This window comes from Nanchangia anserum, assembly GCF_015240065.1.
Taxonomy (GTDB): domain Bacteria; phylum Actinomycetota; class Actinomycetes; order Actinomycetales; family Actinomycetaceae; genus Nanchangia; species Nanchangia anserum.
The window spans coordinates 1,758,588-1,773,870 of the sequence record NZ_CP060506.1; the positions used below are offsets into that span (position 1 = coordinate 1,758,588).

The 15,283-nt window shown below is 67.0% G+C and carries 13 protein-coding genes and 1 pseudogene; 5 read left to right on the top strand and 9 right to left on the bottom strand.

The window, feature by feature from the left end; all coding sequences use genetic code 11:
* Positions 1-52: 52 nt before the first annotated feature.
* Both H8R18_RS08230 and H8R18_RS08235 read left to right on the top strand, forming a co-directional pair.
* Positions 53-910 (top strand): hypothetical protein, encoded by an 858-nt coding sequence (locus H8R18_RS08230; RefSeq protein WP_191071547.1) that lies wholly within the window; start codon positions 53-55, stop codon positions 908-910.
* A 96-nt stretch (positions 911-1,006) separates the two neighbouring features.
* Positions 1,007-3,052: an acyltransferase family protein gene (locus H8R18_RS08235; RefSeq protein WP_191071548.1), complete on the top strand. Its 2,046-nt coding sequence runs from the start codon at positions 1,007-1,009 to the stop codon at positions 3,050-3,052.
* 55 nt (positions 3,053-3,107) lie between these two features.
* On the opposite strand, the gene H8R18_RS08240 is transcribed toward H8R18_RS08235, so the two are convergent.
* From H8R18_RS08240 to gdhA, 6 genes are all read right to left on the bottom strand, one after another.
* Positions 3,108-3,533, bottom strand: coding sequence for an OsmC family protein (locus tag H8R18_RS08240; RefSeq protein ID WP_191071549.1), 426 nt, complete (start codon positions 3,531-3,533; stop codon positions 3,108-3,110).
* Positions 3,534-3,565: 32 nt separating this feature from the next.
* Positions 3,566-5,059 carry an NAD-dependent malic enzyme gene (locus tag H8R18_RS08245; RefSeq protein WP_191071550.1) on the bottom strand — a complete coding sequence of 498 codons (1,494 nt, stop codon included), beginning with the start codon at positions 5,057-5,059 and terminating at the stop codon, positions 3,566-3,568.
* Positions 5,060-5,236: 177 nt separating this feature from the next.
* Positions 5,237-6,625 (bottom strand): MFS transporter, encoded by a 1,389-nt coding sequence (locus H8R18_RS08250; protein ID WP_223875118.1) that lies wholly within the window; start codon positions 6,623-6,625, stop codon positions 5,237-5,239.
* 134 nt (positions 6,626-6,759) lie between these two features.
* The gene (locus H8R18_RS08255; protein ID WP_191071552.1) at positions 6,760-7,131 is read right to left on the bottom strand and encodes a sterol carrier family protein; all 372 of its coding nucleotides are present in this window, start codon (positions 7,129-7,131) and stop codon (positions 6,760-6,762) included.
* A gap of 1 nt (position 7,132) precedes the next feature.
* A complete protein-coding gene (locus H8R18_RS08260; protein WP_194189248.1) occupies positions 7,133-7,324 on the bottom strand; it encodes a PspC domain-containing protein in 192 nt (63 codons plus the stop codon).
* A 100-nt stretch (positions 7,325-7,424) separates the two neighbouring features.
* A complete protein-coding gene (gene gdhA / locus H8R18_RS08265) occupies positions 7,425-8,762 on the bottom strand; it encodes an NADP-specific glutamate dehydrogenase (protein ID WP_191071554.1) in 1,338 nt (445 codons plus the stop codon).
* Positions 8,763-8,968: 206 nt separating this feature from the next.
* On the opposite strand from gdhA, the gene H8R18_RS08270 reads away from it, so the two are divergent.
* Both H8R18_RS08270 and H8R18_RS08275 read left to right on the top strand, forming a co-directional pair.
* On the top strand, positions 8,969-9,991 hold the full coding sequence (locus H8R18_RS08270) for an MFS transporter (protein WP_194189249.1): 1,023 nt from the start codon (positions 8,969-8,971) through the stop codon (positions 9,989-9,991).
* Positions 9,927-10,430 carry an MFS transporter gene (locus H8R18_RS08275; RefSeq protein WP_194189250.1) on the top strand — a complete coding sequence of 168 codons (504 nt, stop codon included), beginning with the start codon at positions 9,927-9,929 and terminating at the stop codon, positions 10,428-10,430. The genes H8R18_RS08270 and H8R18_RS08275 overlap by 65 nt, the downstream gene beginning before the upstream one ends.
* A gap of 76 nt (positions 10,431-10,506) precedes the next feature.
* Here the strand turns inward: H8R18_RS08275 and H8R18_RS08280 are convergent, their stop codons facing one another.
* From H8R18_RS08280 to H8R18_RS08290, 3 genes are all read right to left on the bottom strand, one after another.
* A complete protein-coding gene (locus tag H8R18_RS08280) occupies positions 10,507-11,085 on the bottom strand; it encodes a hypothetical protein (RefSeq protein ID WP_194189251.1) in 579 nt (192 codons plus the stop codon).
* On the bottom strand, positions 11,055-12,317 hold the full coding sequence (locus H8R18_RS08285; protein ID WP_194189252.1) for a hypothetical protein: 1,263 nt from the start codon (positions 12,315-12,317) through the stop codon (positions 11,055-11,057). The genes H8R18_RS08280 and H8R18_RS08285 overlap by 31 nt, the downstream gene beginning before the upstream one ends.
* A gap of 70 nt (positions 12,318-12,387) precedes the next feature.
* Positions 12,388-12,753: a hypothetical protein gene (locus H8R18_RS08290; protein WP_191071557.1), complete on the bottom strand. Its 366-nt coding sequence runs from the start codon at positions 12,751-12,753 to the stop codon at positions 12,388-12,390.
* 122 nt (positions 12,754-12,875) lie between these two features.
* Here H8R18_RS08290 and purL point away from each other — a divergent pair.
* Positions 12,876-15,242, top strand: a pseudogene (gene purL / locus H8R18_RS08295) (phosphoribosylformylglycinamidine synthase subunit PurL).
* Positions 15,243-15,283 lie beyond the last annotated feature (41 nt).

Genomic DNA, 15,283 nt, shown 5'->3' on the forward strand with positions numbered 1-15,283 from the left:
GAGGAAGCAGCTGCCTAAAAGACGGTGGCGTAGGTATCGAAGGAGCTCAAACGTGGGAATTCCAGCCCTCTTGCGTGCGGCGTGCGGGACGCAATGCCTAGTGAAGGCCAGTAAACGCTACGTCGCCCCACGCGTCGACCAGCTGCATGATCAGGTCAACCTGTGGACGCCGCGCGTCGTGGATGCGGCCCAGCAGGTCAAGCAACGAATCGTTGAGGAGGCTCCGGTGAAGGCCGAAGTTGCGAAGGAAAAGGCTGCAACGATCGTCGAGAACTCGGCGATGCTGCAGGGTGCGAAGCAGGATGCGCTGGCCGTGAAGGACCAGCTGACGAACCGGGCGGCACAGGTGACCGCTCAGGCCGCGGACACGGCACAGTCGCTGTCGAAGCAGGCCTCCAAGCAGGCCGACCAGGCCGCCAGCCGCGTCGCGGACGCGTCGAAGAAGGCGTCGAAGGCCTCAAAGAAGGCGTCCAAGCGCGCCTCGAAGCGCGCCGACAAGCTCGCCAAGCGTGCGGGCAAGGCGGCGTCGAAGGTCGAGCGTCAGGCCAACACCCGCAAGTCGCACCGCGGGCTGAAGTTCTTCCTCCTCGTCGGCCCGCTGCTGGCCGTGGCCGGGGTGGCCGCGCTGCTCTACCGTCGCTCGCAGCCGATCGAAGACCCGTGGGCCGAGGAATACTGGGAGGACGTCGACTTCCGCGGTGGCGGATGCTGCGCCGGCAAGAAGGCTGACGAGGCCGCCGACAAGGCCGGTGAGGTGGCCGCGGACGCCGCCGATGCCGCTAAGGACAAGGCGGATGAGGTCGCCGACAAGGCTCAGGGTCTTGCCGACAAGGCTGCCGAGAAGATTGGCGACGCTGCCGACAAGGCCAACGACGTCGCGAAGAAGGGCGCCGAGAAACTCGATAAGTAACGCGTCGAGCTAACAGGGTCGGGGCGGGATCATGACGATCCCGCCCCGACCCTGTTCTATTTGCCTCGCGATCGCCGTGACTCTTAGCCTGCTTGTGTGGCACATGTTTCCCCCCTGTCTCACACGCAGCCCTCACGCTTTCGCTATGAATTGCACGGCCTGCGTGCCCTGTGTATCTGTCAAGTCATGGCATTCCATGCCTGGGGTATCGGCACCCCGTTGGCCGTCGATATTTTCGTCATCCTCTCCTCGTTCCTGCTGACCTCGTCGTTCCTCAAACGGTTTGAGGCCGGGGTGCTGCCGAACCTCTTTGAAAGGTGGATGCACTTCTTCAAGCGGCTGACCCCGCCCGTCGTCGCGACGGTAGGCGGCACCATCCTGTTGACGTTTACGTTCTTGCCGCTGACGTTTCTGCCTGATCTCATCGCGCAGGGATGGGCGGCGATTTTCGGTTACCAAAACTGGCTGCTCGCGGCCGAGGCGGTCGACTATTTTGCTGCCCACGATGAGGCGTCCTCACCCCTCATGCACCTGTGGTATGTCGCCATTCAGGCACAGGTCTACGTCGTCGTTCCCCTCGTCCTCACCCTCCTCTATCTCGCGACTCGCAGCAGCAGGCGGTGGATCCGTCCACTCGTCGCGGCCGTCTTCGCACTCGTCGCCGTCGCGTTGTTCCTGTGGACGATCCACGCGATCGATCGTGACGGCATCTCGGCGGTGTATTTCGATACCCGCTCCCGGGCGTGGGAATTCGCGCTCGGCTGCGTCATCGCAGCTGCGCGACCGTGGGTCAGCCGCATCAATCCGCACGTCGCTGCGGCCGCGTGCTGGACGGGGCTGGGTGTCCTCATCTACCTCGGCGTCGATCGCCACGACAGCTACCCGGGGCCGCTCGCGCTCGTCACCGTCGCCGGTTCGGGCGCCCTCATGCTGTGGGGAGATCGATGCGCTGCGTGGGGACCGAGGACGCTGCTGGCGCTGCCACCGTTCCAGTGGCTGGGGAATCGCTCGTACGCGATCTATCTCGTCCACTGGCCGATCCTCGCCACCTACATGGCGGCGGTCGGGGTGTACCACCTCGGTGTCTTGGAGGCCCTGGCGCTCCTTGTCATCGCCGTTGCACTTGCCGGGCTGCTAACCGAGCTCGTCGACGATCCCGTCCACTATTCGCGCTGGGTGAACGCGTCGATGTGGCACAAGTGCGCCGTCGTCGCCCTCGCGTTCGCCGTCGGCGCCGCCGGCATGGGAACGATGACAGTAAAAATGGCCTCGTGGCGCGAGCGCGCCACCGCGCTGTCGGCTCAGGCCGGCGATGCGACGTACCCGGGTGCGCTCACGCTCAGCAGCACCGGCCCGGTTCCCGACGCGGCAGAGGCTATCCCCGCCCCGCTCGGCCTGGACGATCAGTGGATGGAGCTGCCCAAACGCTGCACCGGTCCGTTCGCCAATCCGCCCCGCGTCGACAGCACGAACCACACGAGCTCGTGCCGCCAGCTGCCGCTTATCGACGACGCCGCGGCGAACGTCGTCATCATCGGGGATTCCCATGCCCAGCAGTACGCGGCCGGATGGATCGACGTCGCCACGGAACGCCGGTGGAACCTCGGCAATGACTTCATGGGCGGATGCATGTTCACGACGCCGGAGCATTCCTTCTACAGCGAATGCGAGACGTTGAATGAACAGCGGTTGGAGTGGGTCGAGAAAATCCGCCCCGACATCGTCATCATGGTCGTCACCCGCACGAGCGAGACGGGCACCGACTACCTCATGCCCGGGGTCGAGGATATCGTCGCGCGCCTCGATGAGCTGGGAATCACCGTCGTCGGGCTGCGCGATAACCCGCGGTTTGGCTATTCGATGTACGACTGCGATCAACGGGGAAACGTGACGAGCGGTCACCTCGCCGGGTGCTCGGCAAAGGTCGAGAGCGTCTACGCCGAGCAGATGCCCGACGACGCGTTGGACCGCTTCGCCCATTACCTTCCCGTCGACACCGCCGAAATGTTGTGTCCGGACGGCGTGTGCTGGTCGATTATCGGCAACGTCTACGTCTACCTCGATCTCAACCACCTGACGAAGGACTACGCGAGTACGCTCGACGGCTTCTTCGCCGATAAGACTGCTGTGCTGGCGGGGTAGAGACCACTCGGGGCGGGATCATGATGATCCCGCCCCGGACTCTTATGAGCGTCGGCTAGGCCGTCTCGTCGACGACGCGCACGCGATAGTCGAGGTCTCCCCCGCTCACCGTGTGCTCAACCGTGCAGTAGCGCGCGATGGCGTCCTCGGCCTTGGCGATGAGGTCGCGGCGGGCATCCTCGTCGAGGGCACCCATCGCGGCGACGACCTCCACGACGATCCGCGTGAACTTATTGGCGTCCTGGTCGTGCTCGGCATCGACTCCGGCCCATACGGCCGTGTCCTCGCCCAGCACCTTCGTTAGCGTCTGGTCGGCGGACATGGCGGCACAGCCGGCGAGGGCCAACTGCAATAGCTCGCCGGGATTGAAGACGCCCGGGTAGCGGGACTTGTCGCCGACCTTCACGCTCGCCTCGCCGTTGGTGGCCGTGTACAGACGCAACGACTCGCGCGTCAAAAACAGGGGGCTGGACTCGCTCATATGCCCGCCATTCCTCCGATTCTGTCGTGTGTTCAGTGCTGGTCGACCTCGGACAGGTCGGGCCACTGCTTGGCCTCGTCCTCGTCCAGAGGGCGGGCCGATTCCTGATCGACCGTCTCGATGTGCGGCAACGTGCGCGCCGCCTCGCGCACGGCATTGGCGACCTCGCGCGGAACACGCTGGTCGAACACGCCGGGGATGATGTAGGTCGGTCGCAGCTTGTCTTCGGGGATCGCGTTGGCGATCGCGACGGCGGCCACGCGCAGCAGCTCGGTCGTGATCTCCGAGACCTTGGCATCGAGGATGCCGCGGAAGAGGCCAGGGAACGCGAGCACGTTGTTGATCTGGTTGGGGAAGTCCGAGCGACCGGTGGCGACGATCTCGGCGTAGCGCGTCGCGGCAACCGGGTCGACCTCGGGCGTCGGGTTCGCCATGGCGAAGACGATGGCGCGATCGGCCATCACGGCCAGGTCCTCGGGCTCGAGGATATTGCCCTGGGACACACCAATGAAGACGTCGGCGTCGCGCAACCCGTCCTTGAGCGAGCCGCTGACCCGGCGCGGGTTCGTGTTCTCGGCCAGCCAGCGCCGGTCAGCGTTCATGTCGGGGGTGATCTCGTCGGCCGTGAGGGCGCCCGTGCGCCCGTACCCGACGATGTCGCGTGCGCCCTGGGCCTGCAACAGCTTGATGATCGCCGAGCCGGCGGCGCCGACGCCCGAGACGACGATGCGGACGTCCTCGATCTTCTTGTCGACGAGCTTCAGGGCGTTCGTCAGCGCCGCCAGGCACACGACAGCCGTGCCGTGCTGGTCGTCGTGGAACACGGGGATATCGAGTTCGGCCTTGAGCCGACGCTCGATCTCGAAGCAGCGCGGCGCCGAGATGTCCTCGAGGTTAATGCCACCATAAGCCGGGGCGATCGCCTTGGCGATGCGGATGATCTCCTCGGTGTCCTTGGTGTCGACGACGACGGGCCAGGCGTCCACGTTGCCGAACTGCTTAAACAGGACGGCCTTGCCCTCCATCACCGGCAGCGCGGCGGTCGGGCCGATATCGCCCATGCCGAGCACCGCGGTGCCGTCGGTGAGGACGGCTACTGAGTTCGACTTCATCGTCAGGCCGTAGGCCTTGCGCGGCTCGTCGTAGAGGGCCTGGCACACGCGGGCGACGCCCGGGGTGTACACGCGCGAGAGGTCATCGCGGTTGCGGATGGGGAACTTCGGGCGCATCTCGATCTTGCCGTCGATGTGCAGCAGGAACGTCTGATCGGCGACCGTGCGCAGCTCGACGCCGGGCAGGGCCGCGAGGACCTCGGAGATCTTGCGACGGTGCTCCGAGTCGGACGTGTCGGCGGTGACGTCGACCTTGATGCGTTCTTCTTCCTGGCCGACGACGTCCATGCCCTTGATGGATGCCCCCGTGTCGGCGATCGCGTTGACGACCTGCGACAGAGTTGTTGCCGACTCGTCCAGGAGGATCCGGTAGGACGCGGTGTACGACGGGGACGTGTAGTTGGTGGTGGGCATGGGCATCCTTTCGTGATGGCTGAAATCAGCCGTTTCGCGACGCCGCCATTATCCCGCCTTTCTCGTTTCGCTCGCCAGACGTGTCACGACGCGGCGTGCACGAGCACCGACCACCGCTGCGAAGATACGCACGTGGGGCCGGGCTCTGCGGCCCGACCCCACGTCACCGGTGTGTCTCTACGCTGTCGCGCGAGACTGGTGCGAGGCGATGATGGCCTTCTCGTCCTTGCCGACGAGCGCCATGACCGCGCACGTGAGAATCGCGACGGCGGCGAGGAAGCCCCACGCGGTGTCCCACCCGAAGTGCTCGATGATCCAGCCGACGAGCAGAGAGGCGCCGGTGGCACCGATGAGGTACCCGGCCAACCCCGTCAGGCCCGCCGACTGCCCGGCGACCTCGCGCGGGGATAGGTCGATGGCCTGTAGGCCGACGAGCATGACGGGACCGTAGATGAGGCCGCCGATCAGCGCGATGAGGATGTAGCACAGCCACAGCGGGGCGTGGTCCATCTGCCCGACCTGCCAGAATGCGATGACGCACACGGCAACCGCGATGAGGAACGCCAGCCCGGCGCCCGTGCGATATCCCTTGAAGACCTTGTCGGAGACCCACCCGCACGCCAGCGTGCCGACGATGCCGGCGAACTCGTACAGGACGAAGCCCATCGCGCCGGCCTTCGTGTCGACGTGCTGGGTCTCTTGCAGGTACAGCGGCACCCAGTACAACACGCCGTAGCGCAGCGTGTAGATGAAGATATTCGCGATCGCCAGCAACACGATGACGCGCGACTTGAGGACGTAGCGGACGAGGATCTGCCACATCGACAGCCCCTCGATCGCGTCGTCGACCTTCGCGACCTTCGCGGGATCGTCGCGCCACTCCTCGATCGGCATGAGGCCGAGCGCCTCCGGGCGGTCGCGGATGAGCCAGAACGCGATGGCGGCGACGACGAGAGCGACGACGGCGGGGAACCAGAAGGCGGGACGCCAGTCGTTGGCCTCGGTCGCGAACCACTGCACGCCCCACGCGGTGAGGAAGCCGACGCCGGCCCCGCCGACGTTGTGGGCGCAGTTCCAGATCGACGTCTTCCAACCGCGTTCGTTCGTCGAGAACCAGTGAACGAGGACGCGTCCCGAGGGAGGCCACCCCATTCCCTGGAACCAGCCGTTGATGAACATGAGCACGCACATGAGCCCGACGTAGTTGAGGATGCCGGGAATGAACGCGACGAGGATGTTGACGATCGCCGACAGCGCCAGGCCGAGCGGCATGAAGTAGCGGGCGTTCGCCCGATCCGACAGCGTCGCCATGAGGAACTTCGAGAACCCATACGCGATGAGCAAACATGTCCCGACCGCGCCGATGGCCGTCTCGTCCATCGCGCCGATATCTTTAAACGTCTTAGCGACGAACGGCAGGTTGTTGCGAATCAGGTAGAAACCGGCGTAGCCGATGAAAATTCCCGCAAACACCTGAAACCGCAGGCGGGGATATAGCTCTTGCTGCGTCTCGCGCGGCAATTGCGCCACGCGTGGCGGCGGCGCCAAAAAGCCCAGAGAGGACATCTGTGTCTCCATCTATCAGGGGATAGGATGACGGCCGCCGGCGAGGACCATTCCTCGTCGAAAACCGTCAGGATGGATACCCTATGCCACCTTGGCTACACCACCAACACGGCCGGCCACGCGCGAGGCGCGGGCTAGAGATCGCCGGCGGAGATGACGGGCAACAACGGAGCGAGGTCGGTGCGCTGCCCCGATGCGCTCACCCGGTGCGCGGCGAGGGCGTCGCCCCACGTGAGGGACCCCGTGGCGAGGCTGAGCCACGTGTCGGCGTCCATCTCGATGACCGCCGGCGGGGTGCCGCGCCGGTGCGTCGTCCCCTCAAGAATCTGGACGGCCCCGAACGGCGGGACGCGGACCTCGACGGCACGCCCCGGATGATCGGCGGCCAGGCGCTGGAGGAGATAGCGCACGGCGCGGGCGCGCAGCGGGCGCGCGAGAGTGTCGGGAGTGGCCAGCCAGGCTGTGAGCGCCTCGATGCCAGCTTCGGCGCTGATGGGTGCAGGCATGCTAGTCCTCTAGGGGCACCAGCTGCCACAACAGAATGTAGAGAACCGTCTGTGGTCCCGGCAGGGCGCACGACAGGATGAAGAGGAGGCGCACGAAGCTGGCGGACACGCCGAAGTAGTCCGCGAGACCGATGCACACACCTCCCAGGATCCGTCCGTGTCGACGCCGCCTCAATGTGCGTGTGTGTGCCATATCTCCAGCCTAGCCGGCAGGCCCGTTCCCCACGCGGGAAACGTCGACGGGCCCGCCCTCATCGCGAGAGCGGGCCCGTGACGGAGACGAGGCGGGCGTCTTAGACGATGCCCTGTTCCATCATCGCGTCGGCGACGCGGGTGAAGCCCGCGATGTTCGCGCCAAACACGTAGTCGCCGGGGCGACCGTATTCCTCGGCGGTCTGGGCCGCGGAATCGTGGATGTCGCGCATGATCTCGGTGAGCTTCTTCTCGGCCTTCTCGAAGCTCCAGCGGGTGCGTGAGGCGTTCTGCTCCATCTCCAGAGCCGACGTCGCCACGCCACCGGCGTTCGCCGCCTTACCGGGGGCGAAGAGGACCGAGGAGGCCTGGAACAGGTCGGTCGCGTCGGGGGTCGTCGGCATGTTCGCGCCCTCGGCGACGGCGCGCACGCCGTTCTTGACGAGCTCCTTCGCGTCGGCGAGGTTGAGCTCGTTCTGGGTCGCGCACGGCAGCGCCACGTCGACGGGCACCGACCACGGGCGCGAGCCCGAGAAGTACTTCACGCCCGACTTGCGATTCGCGTACTCGGAGATGCGGCCGCGCTCTACTTCCTTGATCTGCTTGACCAGGTCGAGATCGAGGCCGTCCTCGTCGAGGATCCACCCGGAAGAATCCGACAGCGTCACGGGGACGCCGCCGAGCTGCATCGCCTTCTCGGCCGCGTAGATCGCGACGTTACCCGAGCCGGAAATCGCGATGCGCTTGCCCTCGAGGTCGTCGCCCTGCGCCTGGAGCATCGAGCGAGCGAACAGCACCGTGCCGTAGCCCGTGGCCTCGGTGCGCACCAGCGAGCCGCCCCACTTCAGCGACTTACCCGTAAGGACACCCGACTCGAAGCGGTTCGTCAGGCGCTTGTACATGCCGAACATGTAGCCGACCTCGCGCCCGCCCACGCCGATGTCGCCGGCGGGAACGTCCGTCTGATCGCCGATGTGGCGGTAGAGCTCGGTCATGAACTGCTGGCAGAAGCGCATGACCTCGGTGTCGGAGCGGCCGTGCGGATCGAAGTCCGACCCGCCCTTACCGCCGCCGATGCCCTGCATGGTGAGGGCGTTCTTAAAGATCTGCTCGAACCCCAGGAACTTGAGGATCGATCGGTTGACCGAGTGGTGGAACCGCAGCCCCCCCTTGTAGGGGCCAAGCGCCGAGTTGAATTCGATGCGGTAGCCGCGGTTGACCTGGACCTTGCCGTTGTCGTCAACCCACGGAACGCGGAACAGGATCTGGCGTTCGGGTTCGACGAGGCGATCCAGCAGCTTCGTTTCGATGTACTCGGGGTGCTTGGCGACGGCCGGGCCGATCGACTCCAGAACCTCGCGAACAGCCTGGTGGAATTCCGGCTCATTCGGATTACGCTTCAACACCTCGTCATAGACAGCTTCAACTGCTTTATCCATCGGGTGTCCCTCCTTCGCGGTACGGGCCGCGCACAGCGTGCGACCGTCGGTGCAGTCACATCGGCCACGGGGACAGCCCCCGAGGCTTCCCTGACTCGTCGTCAGCTTTCCACAGCGATCGCCGACTTTTGCCTGGCGGTCCACATCGTAAAACACCCGCCTGACGTCGGAACTTGGTCGCGATCGGCGCGATTAGGCTTGCCGCTATGGCCTCTCACCCGATGTCTGCCCGCGACGCCACGCCCTCACCTTGGCGCGCGTTCTCTATCCTGCTGGCCGGCGGCTTTATCACGCTGCTTGACGTGTCGATCCTCAACGTGTCGATTCCGTCGATCTCGCGCACCCTCGAGATGGGCGGGGCCGGCGTGCAGGCGATCATGGCCGGGTACTCCCTCGTCTTCGGCCTCGTCCTCGTACCCTCGGGGCGCTTCGGCGACGTCTACGGCAGGCGGCGCCTGTTTGTCATTGGCCTCGTCGTCTTCGCCATCGCCTCCATCGGATGCGGGCTCGCGACGAACGCCGTCATGCTCATTGCGCTGCGCCTCCTCCAGGGAGTCGGGGCCGCCCTCGTCAATCCCCAGATGCTCGGCATCACCCAGCAGCTGTTTTCGGGTGCCGCCCGGGGGCGGGCGTTTGGCTATCTCGGCTTGACCATCGGCGTGGCAACGGCCATCGGGCCGACGCTCGGGGGAATCCTCATCGCGCTCTTCGGCCCCGAGGGCGGGTGGCGCGCCGCCTTCCTCGTCAACGTCCCCATCATCGTCGTCGTCGCCCCACTCGCGCACCGGCTCTTGCCGGCCCACCCGGGGCGAGCACGCGGCTCGCTGGGATTGGATGTGCCGGGCCTCGTCCTCATCGCCGTTGCCGTCATGGCGATCATGACGCCGTTCCTCGTCGCCTCGGATCACACGATCGGGTTGGCCGGGGCGCCCTGGTACGTCCTCGTCGCCGCGCTGGCCGCGGGGCCGGGTTCTTCGCGTGGGAGCGATGGGGAGAGGATCACGCTCACTCGGTCATCGCGCCCAGGCGCCTGCTGCGCACGCCCTCGTTCACGCTGGGAACGCTCACCCAGGCGCTGTTTGCCGCCGGGTACACGGCGTTCTTCGTCATCTACACCCTCTACCTGCAACAGGGCGCGGGTTGCAGGCGTGGCAGGCCGGCCTCATGCAGATTCCCATCGCCGGTGGCTCGGCCATCATCGCGCCCGTGGCCGGACGCTTGGTGAGTAGGGCGGGGCGACTGCTCGTCGTCGGCGGCACCGCGCTCGTCACGGCCTCCTCCTTCGCCCTGATCCTCAGCGCCCACGAGGCACCGCGCGGGTGGTTGATCCTTGCGACGGGGATTACGGCGGCGGCCTTCGGGATCGGCGCGGGGCTCATGATGACGCCGAATCAGGCGCTCGCCGTCGAGCACATCCCCGTCGAGACGGGATCGACCGCGGGCGGGCTGTTCCAGACGCTCCAGCGGGTCGGCTCGGCAATCGGGATGGCTATCGTCACCCTCGCGTTCTATTCCGTCCTCACTCCCGCCGACATTTCGGGACCGGCCGGCCGCGATTACCCGGCCTTTGCCGGGGCATTTGGCTGGGGAATGGCAGCGATCGCGGCATTTACCGCGCTCGCCTGCCTCGTCGCCCTGATTGACGCCGTGCGTGAGCGCCGACACTAACCGGCCAACGCGCGAGGCGGTCGCCGCACGATTCACCGTGCAACGACCGCCTCACGTTTAGGCAGCGATCAGCCGACTACTGCTGCGGCGTTTCCTCACCCGGCTGCGGGGTCGCAGGCTCGGGGTTTGCCGGCGGCTGAGCAGCACCGGTTGCCGGAGGCTGTCCCGCGGCGGCCGGCGGAGCAGGGGGTGCCGGCGGTGCGAACTGGGCCGGCGGAACCTGCTGCTGGGGATAGGCCGGATTCGGCACACCGGGCATCGGCTGCTGAGGAACGCCGGGGTAGGCCTGGGGCTGGCTCGGGTAGGGCAAAACCTGCGGGCTATACGGCTGAACCGGGACCTGCTGGGCCGGGAGCGGACGAGGCAGGGTGGCCTGTAGCGGGCTCGGACCAAATCCCATCGCCGAGAGCGACGGCAGCAGCGAGCGCAGCTGCGGACCGAGCAGGCGGGCGCAGCCCTCGATCGCCAGGCCCAAGATCGCCAGCAAGAAGACGGACACGGCCGACGGCGACACGTGGAAGAGGTTCTGGGTCATCGACGAGTCCTCGGTGTACCCGTTGAACATGTCCGCGCTGGCCGTCATGTGCGACGACACCGCGAAGAACATCTTGCCCAGCACTCCCATCACCGCGAACACCGCGGCCGTGATGGCCATGTGGCTGGTCGGGGCGACCGGGCGACGCGCCGCCAACAGCGCGCCACCGCCGACGACGGAGATGACGAGCAGGATGAGGCAGATGTACCACGGCAGCAGCTGGATACCGCCGAGACCGTGGCCGATGATCCCGGGGTCAACATCGCCCAGGGTCGTTGCGCTGGCACCACCGAAGACCGTCCCAGGACACCGAAAACCATCGGCACCCCCATCGCCACGATGACGAAAATGGCGGTTTCGCCGGTCGAGGCGTGCAGCAGCGACGGCAGCGTAATGAGCATTCCGATGATGGCGAGCACCGTCGAGATGGCGACGATCACGCTCGCGACGCGGATCGCCGCGAGCAGGGAGTCACGCCAGGGAACCGTCTGGGTGCTCGTCCACGTCCACGTTCCCATGAGAACGGGCAGGGCGACCATGACGATGAGGGTCATCATGGTGTGGCCGATGCCGACCGAGACGCTCTGGTCGATGAAGCCTCCGCCCGTCGACCCGAGGATGCCGACCGCGAGCGCCCACACGATCGACGCGCACACCCATGCCACGCAGGCGGCGAGCGTCGCGGGACCGAAGCCCGTGAGCTTGGCGCGCCGTGCGGCGACGCCGGCCACGATCGTCAGGACCGCCAACAGGATCGGGGTCAGGACGACGGGAGGAATGTTGAGGCCGCCTCCCGCACCGAAGCCGAAGAGGCCGAACTCGCTGACGATGGAGCCGCCGAGGATGCTCAGCGCGGAGACCAGCGTCATCATGCCCGTGCCCATCCGCAGGCTGCTCACATCGGAGTTCGAGGCGATGATGCCCGCGAGGACTCCACCGACGATGAGGGCCAGCACGACCGGGACGACCCCGAGAATCGCCCCGAGGACGATGGCGGCCTTGTTCTGGACGATCCAGGCCTTAGCCCGCTGGGTCTCGGGGGCCGTCTTCAGTGCGGCCGCGGCGTTGTGCATGTGCTGGGCGTAGGGATTCGGCTGCGCACTCCCCGGTGCCGCGGGCGGTTGCTGAGGCGGGTACGCCTGAGCGGGCATCTGCTGCGGCGCGACCGGCTGCCCGGGGTAGGGCTGGGCGGGGGCGTAGGGATTGACCTGGGGCGCCTGGGGCATCTGGTGGCCCGGGGCCGGCTGGGGCGCGGCGTGGCGGCCGTTGCCGATGGCACCGGCCTCGGGGACTACCGGCTGGCCGCCGTCGTTGCCGGGCTGCGGCGACGCGGGTGGATAGGGCTGAGACACGGGGATTCCTCCAAGATGAGATGTCGTACGGTTCCCATCATAGGGAGGGGTGCGGAAAAGAAATGCGGCCCTATCGCCTTACGACACGCGCCTCGCGAATCGCCACGCGGCGCGCAATCTCGGCGATCGCGAGGATGAGGGCGAACTGGATGACGACGATGATGACCTGGGGCAGCGTTCCCATTCCCCCGACCAGGCCAATCGTGCCGAGCGCGTTGAGCGCGGCGACGGCGGCGGCAACCCCGAGTAGTGGGCGGGCCGCGCGGTGCCCGGCATCCCATGCCGCCTCGTCGGTGCGCAGCTGCACCCCGCGCAGCCCGAGCGGGTGACCGAGTCGGAAACATTCCTTGCCCGTCAGCGCCATCGCGGCGACGTAGCGGGCCGCGAGGATAAGCATGAGGACACCGACGACGACCAGGGCGATGGGTACGGTCATGCCCTCATGGTAGCCGCGCAGCGACTACCACCGGGTCGCGCCGATACGGGGCTTTCTGTGTTATTTCGGCCCGAAACGTTAGGCTGAAGGCGTCCGCTCCCTTCGCACATGCAGAGGCGACTATGACTGATCTTGCCCAGCCGGCCCCCGAAACCTACGACACCGTCGAGGACGCTCACTCCACGCCCGATCAGGAGATGCCCTTCCGCGAACTCGGCCTCAAAGACGACGAATACGCCCGGATCTGCGAGATTCTCTCGCGCCGCCCGACCAACGCCGAACTCGCCATGTATTCGGTCATGTGGTCCGAGCACTGTTCCTACAAGTCCTCGAAGAAGCACCTGGCCGCCCAGTTTGGGGCCAAGACGACCGAGCAGATGCGCGAGCACATGCTCGTCGGCATGGGTCAGAACGCCGGAGTCGTCGACATCGGTGACGGCTGGGCGGTGACGTTCAAGGTCGAGTCGCATAATCACCCGTCCTTCGTCGAGCCCTACCAGGGGGCCGCGACCGGGGTCGGTGGAATCGTTCGCGACATCATCTCGATGGGCGCGCGGCCCGTCGCCTGCATGGATCAGCTGCGCTTCGGGGCGCCCGACCACCCGGACACGGCCCGCGTCGTCACCGGGGTCGTTGCCGGCGTCGGCGGCTACGGCAACTGCCTCGGGCTGCCCAACATCGGTGGCGAAACGGAGTTCGACCCCACCTACCAGGGCAATCCCCTCGTCAACGCCCTGTGCGTGGGCGTCATGCGCCACGACGACGTTCACCTGGCCAACGCCGAGGGTGTGGGCAACAAGGTCGTCCTCTTCGGCGCGCGCACGGGCGGGGACGGGATCGGCGGCGCGTCGATCCTCGCCTCCGAGACCTTCGACGAGGGCATGCCGACGAAGCGCCCCAGCGTCCAGGTCGGCGACCCGTTCATGGAAAAGATCCTCATCGAATGCTGCCTCGAGCTGTTCTCCGCGGGCCTCGTTGAGGCCATCCAGGACCTCGGGGCCGCCGGCATCTCGTGCGCGACCTCGGAGCTGGCCGCGAACGGCTCTGTCGGGATGCACGTCCACCTCGAGAACGTCCTGCTGCGCGATCCCACCCTGACCGCGGGCGAGATCCTCATGTCCGAGTCGCAAGAACGCATGATGGCAATCGTCGATCCCGCAAAACTCGACGACTTCATGGCGATCATCGACAAGTGGGACGTCGAGGCCGCCGTCATCGGCGAGGTCACGGGCAACGGCCGGTTGACGATCGACCACCACGGCAAGCGAATCGTCGACGTCGACCCCAAGACGGTCGCCTCGGACGGTCCCGTCTACGATCGCCCCTACGCTCGCCCGGCCTGGCAGGACGACCTACAGGCGGACACGTCTGCGTCGCTGGCGCGCCCGAGCGATTCCGCGACGATCGCCGACCAGGTTCGCCGCGTCCTCCTCGACCCCAACCAGGCGTCGAAGGGCTGGGTGACCGACCAGTACGATCGCTACGTTCAGGGCAACACGGCGCTGGCCCAGCCCGACGACGCCGGGGTCGTACGCGTCGATGAGTAGACGAATCGCGGAATCGCCATCGCGACCGATGCGAACGGCTGGTTCACGAAGCTCGATCCCTACGTTGGCGCCCAGCAGGCGCTGGCCGAGGCCTACCGCAACGTCTGCGTGGTCGGGGCGACGCCGATGGCGGTCACCGACTGCCTGAACTTCGGCAACCCCGAGACGACGGACGGCATGTGGCAGCTCGTCACCGCGATGGAGGGCATGGCCGACGGCTGCCGCGAGCTGGGGATTCCCGTGACCGGGGGCAACGTGTCGCTCTACAACTCCTCGGGCGGCACCGATGGCACCCCCGTGACGTCGATCAACCCGACCCCCCTCGCCGGTGTCCTCGGTGTCATGGAGGACGTCCGCAAGGCCCGTCCCTCGGGGTGGGACGAGGAAGGGTTGGCGATCGTCGCGCTGGGGACCACGCGCGACGAGCTCGACGGGTCGGCGTGGGCGCGCATCGTTCACGACCACCTGGGCGGGCGTCCGCCGCAGGTCGACCTCGGTGCCGAAGCCGCGCTGGGGCGCGTCCTCATCGCCCTCGCCAATGCGACGCTGAGCGGCGAGAGCGGCCAGGTCCTCCACGTCGTGCGCGCCGCTCACGACCTGTCGAACGGCGGCCTCGTTCAGGCCGTGGTCGACATGGCGACGCGGCGCGGAATCGGTGCCAGCATCGACCTGGATGCGTTGCCGAGCGAGGGCGACCTCGACACCGTTGCCCGCCTGTTCTCCGAGTCCCAGGCTCGCGCTCTCGTCGCCGTGCCCGAGGGGGCGCTGCGCGCGGTTGCGGCCGCCGCCGAGGCCGAGGGCGTCGCCGTCGCCCGGATCGGAACGACCGGTGGAGAGCTCGTCACGCTGAGCTCGGAGCGTGAGGGAACGCTCGTGAGCATCGACGTCGCCGAGACGGCCGCCGCCTCGGATCGGGTTCTGCGCGACCTGTTCACCCACTAGCCCTTTTACTCTCACGCGCGTGCCGCGTTGCCTGTGCGCAG